This is a genomic window from Bradyrhizobium sp. USDA3010 (assembly GCF_056429065.1).
Genome location: NZ_JBWJZD010000016.1, coordinates 135,124 through 152,702, shown reverse-complemented (window position 1 = coordinate 152,702; position 17,579 = coordinate 135,124). Strand labels below are relative to the sequence as shown.

Annotated in this window: 12 protein-coding genes; 8 read left to right on the top strand and 4 right to left on the bottom strand. The window is 62.4% G+C overall.

Features of this window, described 5'->3' with window-relative positions:
• Positions 1 to 25: 25 nt before the first annotated feature.
• The 7 genes from AC066Y_RS23875 (at position 26) to AC066Y_RS23845 (ending at position 11,974) form a co-directional block, all read left to right on the top strand.
• A complete protein-coding gene (locus AC066Y_RS23875) occupies positions 26 to 1,774 on the top strand; it encodes a calcium-binding protein (RefSeq protein ID WP_478275998.1) in 1,749 nt (582 codons plus the stop codon).
• A gap of 307 nt (positions 1,775 to 2,081) precedes the next feature.
• Entirely contained in the window at positions 2,082 to 2,696 is a 615-nt protein-coding gene (locus tag AC066Y_RS23870) for a class I SAM-dependent methyltransferase (RefSeq protein ID WP_478276025.1), read from the top strand.
• 197 nt (positions 2,697 to 2,893) lie between these two features.
• The gene (locus tag AC066Y_RS23865; protein ID WP_478275997.1) at positions 2,894 to 5,128 is read left to right on the top strand and encodes a peptidase domain-containing ABC transporter; all 2,235 of its coding nucleotides are present in this window, start codon (positions 2,894 to 2,896) and stop codon (positions 5,126 to 5,128) included.
• Entirely contained in the window at positions 5,118 to 6,464 is a 1,347-nt protein-coding gene (locus tag AC066Y_RS23860) for an HlyD family type I secretion periplasmic adaptor subunit (RefSeq protein ID WP_478275996.1), read from the top strand. The genes AC066Y_RS23865 and AC066Y_RS23860 overlap by 11 nt, the downstream gene beginning before the upstream one ends.
• Positions 6,461 to 8,497 carry a tetratricopeptide repeat protein gene (locus AC066Y_RS23855; protein WP_478275995.1) on the top strand — a complete coding sequence of 679 codons (2,037 nt, stop codon included), beginning with the start codon at positions 6,461 to 6,463 and terminating at the stop codon, positions 8,495 to 8,497. The genes AC066Y_RS23860 and AC066Y_RS23855 overlap by 4 nt, the downstream gene beginning before the upstream one ends.
• Positions 8,498 to 9,215: 718 nt before the next feature.
• A complete protein-coding gene (locus AC066Y_RS23850) occupies positions 9,216 to 11,039 on the top strand; it encodes a glycosyltransferase WbsX family protein (RefSeq protein ID WP_478275994.1) in 1,824 nt (607 codons plus the stop codon).
• Between the two features lie 11 nt (positions 11,040 to 11,050).
• Entirely contained in the window at positions 11,051 to 11,974 is a 924-nt protein-coding gene (locus tag AC066Y_RS23845; RefSeq protein ID WP_478275993.1) for a glycosyltransferase family 2 protein, read from the top strand.
• A gap of 105 nt (positions 11,975 to 12,079) precedes the next feature.
• Here AC066Y_RS23845 and AC066Y_RS23840 read toward each other — a convergent pair whose 3' ends face one another.
• The gene (locus tag AC066Y_RS23840) at positions 12,080 to 12,958 is read right to left on the bottom strand and encodes a glycoside hydrolase family 71/99 protein (protein ID WP_478275992.1); all 879 of its coding nucleotides are present in this window, start codon (positions 12,956 to 12,958) and stop codon (positions 12,080 to 12,082) included.
• Between the two features lie 559 nt (positions 12,959 to 13,517).
• Between AC066Y_RS23840 and AC066Y_RS23835 the strand changes: the two genes are divergently transcribed.
• Positions 13,518 to 14,747: a glycosyltransferase family 92 protein gene (locus AC066Y_RS23835; protein WP_478275991.1), complete on the top strand. Its 1,230-nt coding sequence runs from the start codon at positions 13,518 to 13,520 to the stop codon at positions 14,745 to 14,747.
• A gap of 102 nt (positions 14,748 to 14,849) precedes the next feature.
• Here AC066Y_RS23835 and AC066Y_RS23830 read toward each other — a convergent pair whose 3' ends face one another.
• The 3 genes from AC066Y_RS23830 to rfbA all read right to left on the bottom strand — a co-directional run bounded on the left by AC066Y_RS23830 (position 14,850) and on the right by rfbA (position 17,551).
• Complete coding sequence (locus AC066Y_RS23830; RefSeq protein WP_478275990.1) at positions 14,850 to 15,497, bottom strand: hypothetical protein; 648 nt, start codon at positions 15,495 to 15,497, stop codon at positions 14,850 to 14,852.
• Between the two features lie 85 nt (positions 15,498 to 15,582).
• Positions 15,583 to 16,650 carry a dTDP-glucose 4,6-dehydratase gene (gene rfbB, locus AC066Y_RS23825; RefSeq protein WP_478275989.1) on the bottom strand — a complete coding sequence of 356 codons (1,068 nt, stop codon included), beginning with the start codon at positions 16,648 to 16,650 and terminating at the stop codon, positions 15,583 to 15,585.
• Positions 16,640 to 17,551, bottom strand: coding sequence for a glucose-1-phosphate thymidylyltransferase RfbA (gene rfbA, locus AC066Y_RS23820; protein WP_207836577.1), 912 nt, complete (start codon positions 17,549 to 17,551; stop codon positions 16,640 to 16,642). The genes rfbB and rfbA overlap by 11 nt, the downstream gene beginning before the upstream one ends.
• Between the last annotated feature and the right edge of the window lie 28 nt (positions 17,552 to 17,579).

The following is a 17,579-nucleotide window of genomic DNA, read 5'->3' as shown; positions in this document are numbered from 1 at the left end:
GTACAGCAGCCCGGATGACGGCGCCATGATCCCGGTCCAGCAGGGGGCTGCTATCAGCAACCCGGATCCGGACGCCAATGTTCTGATCGAAATCAATCCCAACAATACGATTTACCTCGACGCCAACCTGAAGGCGATCATCGAAGCCACCAACAGCGACGTGACGCTGTCGGTGATCGGCAGCGGTCCGGTGCTGGTCGCGACCGGCGCCGGAAACGACTATGTCTCCTTCATCAGCAGCAGGGATACGGATTTTATCGGCGATACGACGGTTTTTGCCGGCGCCGGCAACGACACGGTGTTCGGTGGTGGCCCGTCGGAACTGTATGGCGATAGCGGCGACGACGTGCTGGTGTCGGGCAGCACGGACGTCGGCAAACCCAGCACACTTTGCGGCGGTACCGGAAACGACACGCTGATCGGTGGTTGGGGCGAAGATAGCCTGTATGGCGGCGCCGGTGACGACTGGTTGAGCGCGGGTCCGGGTTATAGCCACGAGGTTCTCGACGGCGGCCCGGGGAATGACACCCTCGTCGGAGGCCAATACTTCCTCGGCGTCGGCGGCTTCGGCGGCGAGCTCTATGGCGGCGCCGGCGACGACGTGCTCTACGCGGGCGTGCAACTGCGTCCAGGCTTGATGATGATGCTGTCGGGCGGCGACGGCAACGACACGCTGTATGGCGCTGCGAGTGCCGCTGCCAACACGATGGATGGCGGCGACGGCAACGACCTGCTGGTTGGCAGCGCCGGCACTGTTGCGGAGTACGGTGGCAGCGGGAACGACATTCTCTATTCAAACGCGCGTGACTTGTTCGGGGTCGTGCTCGAAGGCGGTGCGGGCGACGACACGCTGGTTGGTGGTGTCATCGCTGGTTCCGAAACGCTGCATGGCGATGCCGGCAACGACCTGCTGGTTGGCGCCGACGAGACCGTTTCCGAGTACGGCGGCAGCGACAACGACGTGCTCTACTCGGGCAGCGCTGTGGGGCACGGCTCGTTCCTCTCTGGCGATGACGGCAACGACTCGCTCTATGGCGGAGCGGGTGCCGACCTGCTGGTTGGCGGCGCCGGCGACGACCTGCTGGTTGGTGGCGCTGGTAACGACACACTGTACGGCGGCGCCGGCAACGACGTGCTCTACTCGGGCAGCGATTCGTTGCACGGGACCTTGCTTGATGGCGGTGACGGCAACGACGTGCTCTATGGCTCGTCGCTCTCTGGCGGCCCCGGCGCCAACAGCGACACGCTGCAAGGCGGCGCCGGCAACGACACGCTGATTGGCGGCACGGGGACCTCTTCCGAGCACGGCGGCAGCGGCAACGACGTGCTCTACGCGGGCAGCGATGCGTTGCGCGCGACCGTGCTTTTTGGCGATGACGGCAACGACGTGCTCTATGGCAGCGCCCGCAACGACACGCTGTATGGCGGCGCCGGCAACGATACGCTGATCGCCGGTTCGGGCCACCAGTGGCTGATCAGCGACGGCAATGACGGGTCGTCGTTCGTCGGTTCCGCCACCGGTACGGCCTCGATGGTTGGCGGCTCCGGTCAGGACTATTTCTACCTGTCCAATGCCACCAGCCGCGACACGATCAACGGCGGCGGTAGCAACAACGACTCGCTGACTTTCCTGGATCACGCCTCGGCCGATCTGACCGGCATCAGCGCCGGCAACAATGGTTTTCTGGACGTCAGCTTCAGCAACGGCCAGGTGACCCAGATCACCAACATCGAGTACCTGATCTTCAACGATGGTCGGTCGATCAGGCTGTAGGATCCCGGATCTGCATCAAACGAAGGCGCGGTCTCAACCCAGGGGCGGCGCTTTTCGTTGCGTGCGAGCGTAATGATCGGAACTTTGCGCCGATCTGCGTTATAAGTTCCGCCCGGCGATGTTAGAAGTTAGTTCGTCACATTCGGACCACGTAGCGTTTGTAAAGGCGTGTGGCTCGCTCGATTGAGTGGTGCCGTGGCCGATGGTTTCCCGCGGCGCCGGCAACTTTGGTCGAGACGAGCGATCGCTGCAGATACTAGCCGCTTAATGCGCGAACCGCGGAGCTCTCGAATTGGCCAAGAAGAAAATGCTGAACGCCGGTGCTGGATCGACGGTTGCCAAGCGGATCCAGCCGCTCCTGACGTCGCATGAGTGGGAGGAGGTTCGCCTCGATGTCGACGGCAGCGTCAGTCCGGATATCGTCGGCTCGATTACCGATCTCGCCAAACTGTGCCGGCCGGCCTCGTTCGACGCGATCTGGTGCTCCCATCTGATGGAGCATCTCTATGCCCATGAGATACATCCCACATTCGTCCAGTTCCGCGAGGTTCTCAAGCCGGACGGATTCGCGCTGATCATGTCGCCCGACCTGGAGGCGGTGGCTCAGCACATGCTGACCCAGGGTCTCGGTGCGGTCGCCTATGTCTCGCCGGCCGGTCCGATACGGCCACTTGATATGATCTACGGCCATTCCGGCGCGATCGAGCAGGGACGCCACCACATGGCGCACAAGACCGGGTTTTCGTGCGACCGGATGGGAAACCTGCTGCTGAGCGCCGGGTTTCCGACGGTGTCCGTTCGCAGCGGGAACTTCGAGATCTGCGCCTTGGCGCTCATGCCGGAGGCCGAGGAGAGGCGGATCCGGCCGCAGCTCGAGGCCTGCGGCTTCGACTTCCGGGAGACGGCGACCGCCGCCCCGTGATTGTCGATGTTAAATAATGTTATAATGGTTCCATGGTTAAACCACCGGTGGCAATGGCCCGGAACTCGCTTCTGTGCTTGTTGCGACACATATCTTTTCGAAGCGATGCGCTGAAAATGCTGCGTTAGCGAACTAACAGTGATAAGTTATATCTCGCTAGGGACCGGATCTTGCGCAGTCGAAACCTCGAGGCTTCCATGACCAAACACCTCTCGCTCGTCGGCGCACCTTCGGTGGAGGCGCTGCCGCCCTCGGGTCTCGCCTGTCTCGTCATCGTGGCAAGACAGCATGGTTTGCACCTGACCCCGTCCCAGCTCATCCATGACAATCTGCTGGGCGACCAGGAAGTCACGCTTGCCGAGCTTTTGAAGTGCGCGAATTCCTCGGGCATGACGGCAAAGGCCGTCACGCTGGACTGGAAGGGGCTGAGCCATCTCAAGCGGGCGCTGCCGGCAATCGTTCGCCTGCGCGATGGCAGCCACATGGTCTTGCTGCGCCTCGAAGGCGATGAAAACAGCACCCGGGTGGTCTTGCAGGATCCGAACGCGAGCGAGGATGCGCTGCTCGTCATCGATCAACCGCGCTTCGAGGACATCTGGTCGGGCGACGTCGTCATGGCCAAGCGCGATTACGAGATCTCCGACGAGACCCAGCCGTTCAGCTTCGGCTTTGTCACCGCATTGCTGTTCCGCGAACGGCGCATCCTGCGCGACGTCGCAATCGCGGCGCTGATCCTGGGCTTCATGGGCCTGGCACCGATCATGTTCTGGCGGCTGCTCTCGGACAAGGTCATTTTCTACAAGGCCTACAACACGTTCTACGTGCTGTGCATCGCCATGTTCGTGGTCATCATGTTCGAGGCGGCGTTCACCTTCCTGCGGCAATACCTGGTCCAGCGCCTGACGGCACGCCTGGACGTCAAATTGTCGACCTACGTGTTCGAGAAGGTGCTCAATCTGCCGATCGACTACTTCGAACAGAACGCGGTCGGCCTGATTTCTCGGGACATCCGCGAGGTGTTTCGGATTCGCGGCTTTCTGACCGGGCAGTTGTTCGGAACCGTTCTCGATTCGACGACGCTGTTCTTCTTCCTGCCGGTCATGTTCTTCTTCAGTCCCATCATGACGCTGATGGTTCTGGCCTTTGCCGGGGTGATCGTAACCTGGCTGATCCTGATGCTGCCGACCTACCGGAAGAAGTCCTCGGCCACCCTGGCGGCCGAAGGCGCCCAGGGCGCGTTCCTGATCCAGAGCCTGAACGGCATGCGGACCATCAAGTCGCTGGCGCTCGATACGCGGCAGCGCCACATGTGGGATGTGTTGGTGGCGCGCGTCGCCAAGGCCCGCCTTGCGGAAGGCTTGACCGGAACCGCGATCCAGACGGTGGTGCGTCCGTTGGAGCGGCTGGCGGTGAGCGCTCCCTATGCGTTCGGCGTCTACCTGGCGGTGTCAAGCGGCGATCCGGTCTATGTCGGCGCGCTGTTTGCCTTCCTGATGCTGTCGCAACGCGTTGCCGGCCCGCTGATGCAGATGGCCCAGCTCATCAACCAGTATGACGAGGCGCGCACCGCGGTGACGATCGTCGGCAGGCTGGTCAATCAGCCGCCCGAGGAGGGGCGTTCCGGCCATGGCGTGCGGGTCCCGCTGAAGGGCCATATCGAGTTCTCCGGCGTCACCTTCAAGTACAAGGGCGCGGTGTCGCCGGCGCTCAACAACATCTCCTTCGAGATTCCGCTCGGCACGACGCTGGGCGTGATGGGCAAGAGCGGCTCGGGCAAGACCACGATCACGCGGCTGTTGCAGCGCCTGCACTCCGACTACGGCGGGTTGATCAAGGTCGACGGTATCGATGTTCGCGAGTACGATGTCGACCATCTCCGCCGCAACGTCGGCGTCGTGCTGCAGGAGAACTTCCTGTTCAGTGGCACGATCCGCGAGAATATTACCGCCGCCAAGCCCGATGCGACCTTCGACGACGTCGTCCGGGCGGCCCGACTGGCCGGCGCCGAAGAGTTCATCGACAAGCTGCCGCGCGGCTACGAGACCTACATCTACGAGGGGTCCACCAACCTCTCGGGCGGTCAGCGTCAGCGCCTCGCGATCGCGCGGGCGCTGATCGTCAACCCGCCGATCCTGATCCTCGACGAAGCGACCAGTGCGCTCGATGCGGAGAGCGAGACGATCGTGAACGCGAACATTTCTCGGATTGCCCAGGGGCGCACGCTGATCATCATCTCGCACCGGCTGTCGTCGCTCACGAAGGCCGATGCGATCCTCGTGCTCAATCGCGGCGTGGTCAACGATATCGGCCGCCACGAGGAGCTTCTGGAACGAAACGACATCTATAGCTCGCTCTGGTACCAGCAGAATACGCATCTCGTGCCGGCGGGCCGCAACGAAAAGAACTTCAGGAGTCCGACCCTTGTCTCCTAATCAGGCTTCGCTCGCGACCGTTCGCCAGTTCCAGTCCGAAACCGACGCCATCCGCGAAGCCGCCGAGCCGTTGCTGGCTCGTGCGACGCTGTTCGTGCTGTCGGCATTCATGGTCGCTGTCGTGGCGATCATGTGCTTCACGCGCGTCGATCGGGTCATCACGAGCGTGGGCGGCAGGATCGTTCCGGTCGATCAGATCAACGTGCTGCAGGCCCTGGACGCGTCGATCATCAAGACGATCGATGTTCGGGAAGGTGAGCAGGTCGAGACGGGTCAGCTGCTCGCGACCCTCGACTCGACCTTCACCGCGGCCGACGTCACGCAGTACAAGCTGCAGGTTGCGAGCCTTGAGGCGCAGGCCGCTCGCGACGAGGCCGAATTGTCCGGAAAGCCGTTATCCTTCGGCCCGTCCAAGGATCCGGATGTCACCCGGTACAACGCCCTGCAAAAGGCGCTCTACGACCAGCGCGTCGCCCAGTACAACGCGCAGGTGACCAGCTACGACTCCAAGATCAGCCAGACCGAGGCGACGATCCAGAAGTCGAAGAAGGACGACGAGCGCTATAGTCAGCGCGCGGAGATCGCCGGCAAGATCGAGGACATGCGCTCGACGCTCGCCGAAAGCGGCAGCGGGTCCAAGCTGAACCTGTATCTGTCGCAGGACAATCGCCTGGAGCTGTTGCGCCAGATCGACAACACGCACAACACGCTGCTGGAAGCGCAGCACCAGCTGGATTCGCTGAAAGCGGATCGCAAGGCCTTTACCGAGCAATGGTTCGCGCAGCTCAGTCAGGATCTGGTTACGACGCGCAACAACCTGGACACGGCGCGCTCGCAATATGACAAGGCGATCAAGCATCAGGACCTGGTGCGGTGGACGGCGGCCGAGCCCTCGGTCGTCCTGACCCTCGCCAAGCTCTCGGTCGGATCGGTGCTGAAGCCGGGCGATCCCTTCATCACGCTGATGCCGCTCAAGACCCGGCTCGAGGCCGAGATCCAGATCCTGTCGCGCGACGTCGGCTTCGTCCGGCCGAACGACCCCTGCACGATGAAGGTCGATGCCTTCAACGCGGCGGAGCACGGGACGGCGCAGGGCAAGATTCGCTGGATCAGCGAAGGCGCCTTCACGACCGATGACGACGGAAAGCCGGTCGATGCCTACTACAAGGCGCGATGCTCGGTCGACGAGACCAACTTCAAGGATGTTCCGAAGAACTTCCGCCTCATCCCCGGCATGACGCTGCAGGGCGATGTCAATGTCGGCACCCGATCGGTGGCGATGTATCTGCTCGGCGGCATGCTGCGCAGTGCAAAAGAAGCAATGCGCGAGCCATGACGGTATCGACGCGATCCCTTCTCGACCTGCTCCGGCCCGGTTCGTCCCGTTCAGACTCATCGCAGTTTGAACGGGGGCTGGAGGCTTACGAGAACCGGCAATATCTCGAGGCGTTGCGCTTGTGGCGGCTTGCGTCGCGGGCGGGCAACCCGGAGGCGGATTACCGGATCGGGCTGCTCTATGCGCGGAACGAGGGCGTCATCGGCAACATTCCGGACGCGGTGGCGTGGTACGAGCGCGCCGCCCTGAACGGACACACCGAAGCGCAATTCCAGCTTGGCTTGATCTACTTCCACGGGTTTCAGGCCGCGCTCGGACCGAACAGGCCAGAGATGTGGCGGCAATCCACGGCGGCGCGGCTGGGTGACAAGGCGACCAACCTCCACGATCTGGTGTTCCCGAACGGGATCGGCGTGCCCAGGGACCTCGACGCCGCCTTCCTCTGGATGTCGGTGGCGGCGGAGGCCGGCAAGGCGGACGCTCAGGCGCTCCTGGGCGACATGTACGCCAACGGGCAAGGCTGCACCAAGGATCACGCTGCTGCCCTGCGCTGGTATGAGGCCGCGGCCGAGCAGAAGGCGGCGGCTGGCGAATTCGCGCTCGGCGACGTTTACTATCAGGGGCGCGGCGTTCCCGTCGATTTTGCGCAGGCCGCGATCTGGTATCAAAAAGCCGCGGAGCGGGGCCATGTCCGCGCGCAGGTGGCGCTCGCTTTCATGTGCCTCAAGGGCACCGGGCTTCCCGAAAACGTCGAAGAAGCCGCGCGGCTGTTCCAGAGCGCCGCTGCCCATGACGATACCATCGCGCTCTACAACATCGCGCTGTTGCGGCTGAGCGGCAAAGGGGTGGCCAAGGACCTCGACAAGGCCGAGACCGCGCTGCGCAAGGCGGCGCGGAAGGATTACCTGCCGGCGATCCAGGCGCTGGCCGAGTTCTATGCGCTAGGCACCGCCGCCGAGCCGGATCTGCGCGAGGCGGCGTACTGGTACGAGAAGGCGGCCGAGCGCGGCGACGTGCAGGCGCAGTTCTTTACCGGGCGCTTCTACGCCACCGGCACCGGCGTTCCGCCGAGCATCCGCCAGGCTGCGAAATGGTTCGAACGCGCGGCCGAGAGCGGCCATGCCACGGCGGCCCACAACATCGCGGTGTTCTATCTCAACGGCAACGGCGTGACGCGCGATGTCGCGGCCGCGATCAAGTGGTTCGAGCGCGCGTGCGAGGGAGGCATCAGCGCCGCAGGCGTGCAACTCGGCCGGCTCTACTCGGCGGGCAACGGCGTGCCGCGCGACCAGGTGCGCGCTGCCGAGTGGCTCAGCAAGGCGGCCAAGGGCGGCGACGCCGATGCAAAGACGGCCTATGCCGTGTTTCTCATCCAGCAAGAGCCGTCCGAAGCGGGTCTTGCGCAAGCACGCACGCTGCTCACCGATGCTGCCGAGGTCGGGCATTCCGCCGCGGCATTCCAGCTGGGCGGGCTCCACATGGGAAGGTCCGGTGGCGTCGTCGATCTTGCGGCCGCGGCGCAATGGTTCAAGCGCGCGGCAAGTGCCGGCCATGTCGAGGCCCAGCACACATTGGCGTTGCTGTATTCCGATCCCAAGAGCGCCCTCAAGGATCCGCAGGCGGCCGCCGGTTGGATCGTCAAGGCTGCCGAAGGCGGCAGCGCGGCAGCGCAGTTCAAGCTCGCGGTGATGTATTGCACCGGGCAGGGCATCGAGCAGGATCTTGCCCAGGGCGTGAAATGGTACGAGGCGGCGGCGCGCCAGGGCCACACCACCGCGCGATACAACCTTGCCGTGATGCTCGGGCGAGGTCAGGGCTGCGACGCCGATCCGGCGAAGGCGGCCGAGTGGTTCGCGGCGGCTGCGGAGCAGGGCATGGCCGAAGCCCAACTAGCCATCGGTGATGCACTGCGTGCCGGCAACGGCGTCGCGCAGGATCGCGATCAGGCGCTGCGCTGGTATCGACAGGCGGCGCAGCAGAACAACGAAGGTGCGCTGCGTCGTCTGCAGGCGATGGGCGAGAGCGTCGGCTGAGATTGTTGGAGGCGGACATCACGTCGCGCGCAAGCATTGGCAGAGACGGTGACACGGCTTTGTTTTTGGGCGCGAAGGCACGGAAGCGGGCATGTCCGCGTGACAATCTAGGCAGAACTAACAATGGCTTTCATATCGACGATAGAGAGATTGCGTTAATGTGGGTTCGCGGAATAAATGCTCATTGCACCTCTGGTTGTGTGAAGATGATCGATAAGAACCGAGAGGTCACGATCCGGAGCGTGTCAGGCAATGTGATCCCGGGATCGAGCGTCCGCGTGACCGGGAAAGAAACCGGAGCCGGCGTTAAACGTTGGCAGGAGATTGAGTGGCAATGAACAAGATGGTCGAACGGAGCGTCAGGGATACGAAGGATATGTTGCCCGTTGCCAGTCCGGTTCAGCAGGAAGACCATCCGCAGAGCCTGTTCCTGGATCCCGATATCAGCGATCTTCAGTCGGGATCGCGGTTGCGTGGCGCGATACTCGAATATTCGGGGCGGGGAATCTCAGGCTGGATTGTCGATGCCCAGTCGCCTGCTTCAACGGTTTCGATAGCGCTCTTTGTCGCTTCCCACTGTGTCGAAGAGGGACGCACCGGCCGATCCATGCCGGCCCGCATCGGTCCGCGGAGCGTGATCGGACGTCCCGGATTCCGGATCGATCTATCCACGCCGGGCGTGCGCCGTCGGCTGGCGCGCGCCCTCCGAAACACGCTCGTGGAGCCCAAGCATGCGCAGATCTATCTGCGCATCAGCCTGAACGACGGCGAATACTACGAGATACCGCTGTTCGAGAACTTTACGCCGAGCGAAGTGGTCGTGGCGCTGGGCTTCTCGATCGAGGACTACGATGACCTGCTGTTTCCGAACACCGACAACAGGACAATTGCCGGACCGGCGGCCGCCGCGACCAAAGAGGTGCGCTACATTTGCTTCTACCTGCCGCAATTTCATTCATTTGAAGAAAATGACAGGTGGTGGGGCCCGGGGTTCTCCGAGTGGACCAACGTCGCGCGCATGCGTGCTCAGTTTCCGGCTCACGAGTCGCCATGGTTGCCGGCCGATCTCGGATTCTATGACGTCCGGCTGCCGGAAACGCGCCGCCAGCAGGGCGACCTCGCGCGCAAGTACGGCATCGATGGATTTTGCTACTACGTCTACTGGTTTCAGGGGCGGCGGCTGCTGGAAAAGCCGCTTCAGCTCCTGCTCGAGGACGGTGAGCCGAACCTGCCATTCTGCATCTGCTGGGCCAACGAGAACTGGTCCCGCCGGTGGGACGGCTCCGATGCCGAGCTCCTGTTGGGGCAAAATCACTCGCTCGACGACGATGTCCGCTTCATCGACGACATGGCCGACCTGCTGCTCGACGAGCGTTACATCACGGTCGATGGTCGAAAGATCATCGTCGTCTACCGGCCGTCATTGTTGCCGGACAAGCAGCGTCTGTTCGAGATTTGGCGCGAGAGGGCCAGAGAGCTTGGAATCGGCGAGCTGCTGATCTGCAACGCGATGACCTTCGGGGAGTTCGATCCGCGTGACGTCAATTGTGATGCTGCGATCGAGTTTCCGCCGCACACGGTCTCGACGCGGGAGGTGCCGCCGGCCGACGTCGATGCGCCGCCGACCTTCGCCGGAAAGGTGTACGACTATGTCGATGCGATGCGATCGTCGATCGGCAAGACCTACGATTTCCCGTTCTTTCCTGCCGTGATGCCGCGCTGGGACAATACGCCTCGCAAGGGCGCGCGCGGTCATGTGTTCACCAGGTCCAGCCCGGAGGCGTTCGAGGTCTGGCTTCGCGACGCGACGCTGCGGGCCAAGGGCAACAGCTTCTCCGAGTCGTTGGTGTTCATCAATTCCTGGAACGAGTGGGCGGAAGGTGCTCATCTCGAGCCGGATTCGCGTCATGGACGGGCGTTTCTCGACGTCGTGCGAAGGGTGGCTTCGGCTGAGCCGATTTCGGCGCAGATCCGGAATAGCCCGGATCTGCTGGATTGCCTGAGCAGGCAGGAGCTCGAGTGGGCGGTGAAGGAGGCCTCGACGCATGTCGAAGTGCTGGCAAACCTGCACCGGTCGGGTCTCACTCATTCGGGCGTGCAGCGCGTCAGGAACGGCACGCCGGTCGAGGCAGAAGGCGCGTCCGATAATCCGGCAGGTTCATTGCTGGTCATCGAGAACATCAATTCTCAGACCGGCGAGCGGGTGATCGTCGATCCGCGCTTCGAGATTTTGGTGCGGGGTTGGATCTGCGCGGGCAATACGTTCGAGGCAAGCCGGCAAAGAACCGGATTCCTGGTGCTGTCGGCGTTTGCGCCGGATCGCGCGGTGAATAGCGGGTACTGCCTGATCGTTGATTGGCACGAGCGCGTGGACGTGAAGGAGTATATGAAGGCCGAAAGCAAGGACTGCTATTTCGGCTTCCAGCTGTCGTTCTCGATTCGAGACTTGCCGGATGGCGAATATCAGCTCGCGGTGCTGGAGGTCGGCGACGGCGCCAGCGCGCTGGTGCGATCCCGCCACTCGATCATTGTGAGACGTTGAGGTCGCCGCCGATGCTCGCAAGTGTCGTCATCGCGTGCTACAAGCACGAGCAGTATCTCGAGGAATGCCTCGAGACTGTCTATCAGCAGACTTTTGCCGACATCGAGATCGTCATCGTCGACGACCATTCGCCGGACAAGAGTTTTGAAGTCGCGCAGAAGGTGATCAAGAAGCGGTCGTTTGGAAAGCGCTTTGTCTCCTGCAAGCTGCTCAAGAACCCGCAAAACCTCGGCGCCCACTACACCTGGAACAGGGCATTGTCGCTGACGAGCGGCGACATGATCTTCCTTTTGAACTCGGACGATGCCTTTTCGAAGGAGCGGGTCCGGCTGTTCGCGGATCAATATGCCAATGAGCGGCTGTTCTTCGGCTTCTCGGCCGTTGAGCCGATCGACGAGCACGGCAGGTCGATCAGCAACTACCAGTTTCCGACACGCCTGCGCTACGCAATCGATCGGGCCCAGATTGCGGGTGCGCCGCTGTCCTGGACATTCCTGGATTCCCAGATCGCCGCGTCGACCGGAAATTTCGTCTTCAGCCGTGAATTGCTGCGGCAGGTGGGCTGGCTCGCCGACCTCAAATACTGTCACGATTGGGACTTCGCCCTGCGCGCCGTCACCAAGGTCGAGCCGACCTATCTCGAGTCCGACCGCTATCTGTATCGGCTTCACTCAACCAACAGCTTCCGAAGTCTGAGCAAGGTGGCGGAGAGTGAGACCAAGGCTTGCATGGAGTCGTATTGCCTGAACGCAATCTCGTCGCGGCCGCAAAACAAGACCTGTCTCAGCCCGTCCAATTTCGGCGATTCGTTCTATGACTTCGTGAAGCTGCACCCGAACTTCAATTATTGGGTCAAGCAGATCTATGCGCCCTATCATCCGGAGCATCGGACGGTGGAGTCGAACGATCGGACCAGGCCGCTGCGCTGGCGCTGATCGGGAGAGAGCCGCCTTGTCCGTTCCGATGCAATCGGAACGGCGCCTTGATTGAGAGTGCGACGCGGCTTCACGCAAGCCGCGACACACGTCTTTAGAACCGACCTAGCAGAGGTTTTTCGACGCCGTCTTTGCGGTCGCCTTGAGAACTTCGCGCAGCGCTTCCAGGCGATCGGTTTGGCAGGGCACGGTGGGGACCAGCCAGCCACCTTCGTCATTTTCGTTCCAGGCATAGATCAGCACCGCGGGAGCCCGGCGATCGGGCGCACGGCTGTTCACCCAGCTGATCGATTGCGCCAGATGGCTGGCCAATTCCTTCTTCGTCGGCGCGGCATAGAAATTGGTGACGCCATCGCCGGGACGCTGCGACTTTTCCCAGGGCACGGGACGTTCGATGCGCGGGCGCCTGTCCCATCCGGTCATCACCGTGGGCACGACCGGGACCTGGCTCGCGGAAAGATCGTTCCAGCCCTTTTCGGCATACTTCGCGAGATCCGCAAAGCTTCCCCGGCCGTTGCCGGTTGTGATCGCATATGACCCGACCGCGTCGGCGCCCAGATTGGCGGCTTCCTGGCTCAGGAATTTCGTGTCTCCCGCCAGCACGACGTAGGGATCGGCAAGCCCGGCGCCGTTGGCGTCGGATTTGAACTTGCCGAGCTGGGCGCGGAGACCTTGCACACCGCCCCAGCTTCGCTGCACGTCCGCACCCTTGATGAAGCCCAGGAAGTACAGCGGCCGGTCGTTCTCCACCCTCAGATAGTTCTTGTCCGCCATGAGGCCGATGTGCTCCTGGGGCAGTGAGGATAGCTTGGCTGCCGATCCCCATCGCCCGAGCTCGGTAAACATGCAGTATCTCAGTCCGGCTGCCTTCGGCCGGGCTCGGAACGCGTACAGGGCTTTCGACATCGGGTGGTTTGCGCCGTAGGCGGCAAACGCCCAATAGTCCAGTCCTGCGAAGATGGCCTGGTCGATCTCCTTGTCCATCTCGGCCTCGATCGAAGCCGAAAAATCGAGCGCGTTGGGGTCGCGGTTCATTTGCGTTCCGAAGAACGGCGTTCGCCAGCGATATTTTTCGGGACCGAGCGATTGCTTCATGGCTTCCGTCGGCTGCGAGCCCGGCGAATACCAGGCGTCCCATCGGATCGCCCCGACCAGCGGCCGGGAGGGTGCCGCGGCCGCAGCAGGATGGCTGGAACCCAGCACGCTGAGCGAGCCGGGCAGCAGGCTTGCGGATAACGATGTCAAAAACATCCGTCTCGTAAGCGCGAACGGCTTACGGCCTGCTGCATTCTCATTGTTCATTGGCGACCTCCGATCGTTCCCGCCCCATGCGACGGTTTCGTGCAAATGACAGCGAGCCCTCTGCTTCTATTGTATTGATTTTCCTCGAAATAACCTTACAACAGTTAAATGTGAGCGCTACGTGTTATAGCCTTATTCTTGTAGGATAAGTGCGCTAATAGGGAATTCGTGGTGCGAACCAATGGTAATTGCTTGTTGATCTCGTGGGGAGCGGCTCAGGTTGGACATGGAAATTCCTGCATTGTCTAGTTTCAGCTCAGGCGTGAATCTCGATACGCTTCCAGCAAGTGAGATCGAGACAAGGCTTCGAGATTTCTTTTCCGGGCGGATCGCAAATCCGAAGCCCGACGACCTCATCCAATCGGTCGAGCAGTTGGAGCGGCAATACGGCCACTACAAGGAATTCCAGTTTGCAAAGGCGGCGGCGCTTGTGCAGGCATGTGATTTCGCCGGAGCCCGCGCAATCCTTCTCGACCTCGTCAAGCAGATGCCATCCGACTCGCGGGTGCTGCATCGCCTTGCGATCGCGGATCTCAACATGGGATCAGCGCAGGAAGCGCAGGACGTTTATCTCTCCGCGCTCGCTGCGGCCCCGAAAAGCGAAAATCTGCGGCGCGAGTTTGCCGGCCTGCTGCGCGTGATGGAGGCGAAGAAGCTCTATGTCGGGGTCGATCGGAAGAAGCACGGCCTGGCCGTCGTGTGCGCCATCAAGAACGAGGGCGACGACCTCTTGGAATGGCTGCACTTTCACAGACTGGTCGGAGTCGATCATTTCTACCTCTACGACAACGGCAGCACCGACAACACGCGCGACGTGATCGAGTCCTTCCCGTGGCCCGAAATGATCACCTATCATTTCGTGGAGGGCGAATTTGGCCAGATGCGCGCGTTCTCTCATGCGATCGACAGCTATCGCAATTGCTCGGAATGGTGCGCCTTCATCGATGCCGATGAGTACCTGTTTCCGACCAAGGCCGGCAACATCAAGGACGTCCTGGCGGAGGTTGGATCAGCGCCGGCGGTGGCGGTGCATTGGTTGAACTTCGGATCGAACGGTCACGATGCGAAGCCGGCCGGCTTGTGCATCGAGTCCTTCACGCGTCGCGCTCCGGACGACTTCCCGGATCATTTCATCATGAAGTCAATCATTCGGCCGGACACTATCGTGTCGTACCTGCATCCCCATCAATCGCTCGTTCTGGGCTGCTACGTCCAGGAAGACGGCACGCCGGTTTTCCCGATCGGCGGCCGCTGCACGGCTCCCAAGCGGGACAAGCTCGTCATCAATCACTACTACACCAAGTCGCGGCAACAATTGCTGAAGAAGCGTGAGCGCGGCAGGCCGCTCGCCGATGGCGATCCCGAGAAGATCCGCGCGATGGAGTTCTTCACATTGCGGGATCGCAACGATATCGAAGACGCGACGATCCAGCGGTTCCTGCCGGAGCTGAAGAAGCTGGTCCACAGCTGAACCCGGAGAAAACAAGAAGGGCGCGCCAATCGGCGCGCCCTTTTGTTTTGTGCATTGAACTGATCGTCGACCGTAGCGGCCGGCCACAGCGGCTCTGGTCGGCTATAGCGGCTCCAGGCGGTATTTCGCGAGCAGGGCTTGTGCCGCATCGACGTCGATCCTTGGCGGCCTTTGGAAGACGGACATGTTGTTGGCACGCGCGATTTCGCGCGCGACCGTCCGCACGGAATGGTAGTGGGGACGGTTCTCGAAGTCGTGGATTGCGATGAACGCTCCCGGTGCGGCGTGCAGCACGCACTGCACGAAGCAGGCCACGCGAAACCGGCCGTCGACGAAATACAGGTCGGCTGTCTTGGCTTCCGGACGCTCCCAGATGCGTTCGTGATAGTCGGGCCAGGAGCTCTCCTTCTCCTTCTCCACCGGGTAACCCCACTCGCGCAGCTTGCCGATATCGACGTGCAGCAGTTGCGGCTGGGTGCTCGCACCGCGCGTGGCGTCGGCGACCTTGGAGAGCCATTCCGAGGAGGAATCGATGGAAATGACCCACTCCTTCTTGGTTTGACAGGCGAGCCAGGTGCTGCCGCCCGACCCGAATTCCAGATAGCGCGTCGAGAGATCCACGAAGCTTTTGAACAATGTCTGTTCCTGACCGTCCATTGCGATGTTCATGGCGGGATCCCTTGGTTTCTGGATTTGTTGCCTGGCGGGCGGTTGCCAATCCACCGTCGGAAGGCGGTCGCGGCTCGTCAAGCCGTGATGAGATCCGGTTGAATCGTCATCGCGCTTCCCGGCTTGCTGTTGGCTATCCACGCCGACGGCTTGGAGAGGCCGGCGATTACTGGTTCAGCCCGACGCGCTCCACCTTGTAGCCGCGCTCAAGGATCGCGCGCCACCAGGGTTGCTCGTCGACATACCAGCGCACTGTCTTGGCGATACCGGTCTCGAAATTCTCCTCGGCGCGCCAGCCGAGCTCGGTCTCGAGCTTGGTGGCGTCGATGGCGTAGCGGCGGTCGTGGCCGGGCCGGTCGGCGACGAAGTTGATCAGCTGGCGCCGCGGGCCTGCCGCAGCCGGCACGACCTCGTCGAGCAGATCGCAGATGCTTTCCACGACGTGCAGGTTGGTGCGCTCGTTGCGGCCGCCGACATTGTAGGTCTCGCCGACCTCGCCGCGCTCTAGCACCAGGGTCAGCGCCTTGGCGTGGTCCTCGACGAACAGCCAGTCGCGGACGTTCTGGCCGTCGCCATAGACCGGCAGCGGCTCGCCGGCGAGCCCCTTGATGATCATGTGCGGGATCAGCTTCTCCGGGAAGTGATAGGGACCGTAATTGTTGGAGCAGTTGGTCACCAGGGTCGGCAGCTCGTAGGTCTCGCGCCAGGCGCGCACCAGATGATCGGATGATGCCTTGCTGGCCGAATAGGGCGAGTTCGGCGCATAGGCCGTGGTCTCGGTGAACAGGCCTTCGTCGCCGAGCGACCCGAACACCTCGTCGGTCGAGATGTGCAGGAAGCGGAACTGGTCGCGTTTCTCGGGCGAGAGCGTGCGCCAGTGGCGCAGCGTCTCCTGCAGGATCGTGAAAGTGCCGACGATGTTGGTCTGGATGAATTCGCCGGGGCCGTCGATCGAACGGTCGACATGGCTCTCCGCCGCAAGATTCATCACCGCATCGGGCTGATACTTCTCGAACAGCCGGCGCAGGACTTGTCCCTCGCAGATGCAGGCCTTTTCGAAGGTGTAGTTCAGGCTCTCGGTCGAGCCGGGCAGGGAGGCCAGGTTCGCCGCATAGGTCAGCTTGTCGATGTTGACGACGCGGGCGTGGGTGTCTCGCAGCAGGTGACGGACCACGGCGGAGCCGATGAAGCCGGCGCCGCCGGTGACGAAGATCGTCGATCCCTTAAACCGCATGTTTGAATACCTCGGCAGTGCGGGGCTGACCCTGGAACGAGCGGTAGACCGACAGCAGATACTCGCCGTAGCTGCTCTTGGCGGTCTTCTGTGCCACCCTCGCGAAGGCTTCCAGCGAGATGTAACCCTGGCGCAGGGCGATCTCCTCGGGGCAGGCGATGCGCAGGCCCTGGCGCTGCTCGAGGATCTGGACGAAATGGCTGGCCTCGACCAGCGAGGAATGGGTGCCGGTGTCGAGCCAGGCGAAGCCGCGGCCGAGCACCTCGACATAGAGGTCGCCGCGCTCGAGATAGGCCTTGTTGACGTCGGTGATCTCGATCTCGCCGCGCGGCGACGGCTTGATGCCGGCGGCGATATCGACCACGTCATTGTCGTAGAAGTAGAGGCCGGTGACGGCGACGTTGGACTTCGGCCGCTTCGGCTTCTCCTCGATCGACAGCGCCCGTCCGGTGCCGTCCAGCTCGATCACGCCGTACTGTTCCGGCGCGTTGACGACGTAGCCGAATACGGTGGCGCCCTTCTTGCGGACCGAGGCGGCCGACAGCATGCTCGGCAGGCCGTGGCCGTAGAAAATGTTATCACCTAACACAAGGGCGACCGAGTCATCGCCGATGAAGTCGCGTCCGACGATGAAGGCGTCGGCGAGGCCCCGCGGGGTCTCCTGGGTGGCATAGGCGAACCGGACGCCCATCTCGCTGCCGTCGCCGAGCAGGCGCTGGAACAGCGGCTTGTCCTGCGGCGTGGAGATGATCAGGATATCGCGGATTCCGCCCAGCATCAGCGTCGACAGCGGATAATAGATCATCGGCTTGTCGAAGACGGGCAGCAGCTGCTTGGAGACGACGGTCGTCACGGGGTAGAGACGCGAGCCGGTGCCACCGGCAAGGATAATGCCTTTCATGGTCCCTCACAGTTTGATTATCAAAACA

Coding starts and splice junctions, on each gene's coding strand:
- AC066Y_RS23875 (WP_478275998.1), top strand. CDS start 26: ATGATCCCGGTCCAGCAGGGGGCTGCTATCAGCAACCCGGATCCGGAC.
- AC066Y_RS23870 (WP_478276025.1), top strand. CDS start 2,082: ATGCTGAACGCCGGTGCTGGATCGACGGTTGCCAAGCGGATCCAGCCG.
- AC066Y_RS23865 (WP_478275997.1), top strand. CDS start 2,894: ATGACCAAACACCTCTCGCTCGTCGGCGCACCTTCGGTGGAGGCGCTG.
- AC066Y_RS23855 (WP_478275995.1), top strand. CDS start 6,461: ATGACGGTATCGACGCGATCCCTTCTCGACCTGCTCCGGCCCGGTTCG.
- AC066Y_RS23845 (WP_478275993.1), top strand. CDS start 11,051: ATGCTCGCAAGTGTCGTCATCGCGTGCTACAAGCACGAGCAGTATCTC.
- AC066Y_RS23840 (WP_478275992.1), bottom strand. CDS start 12,958: ATGGACAAGGAGATCGACCAGGCCATCTTCGCAGGACTGGACTATTGG.
- rfbB (WP_478275989.1), bottom strand. CDS start 16,650: ATGCGGTTTAAGGGATCGACGATCTTCGTCACCGGCGGCGCCGGCTTC.
- rfbA (WP_207836577.1), bottom strand. CDS start 17,551: ATGAAAGGCATTATCCTTGCCGGTGGCACCGGCTCGCGTCTCTACCCC.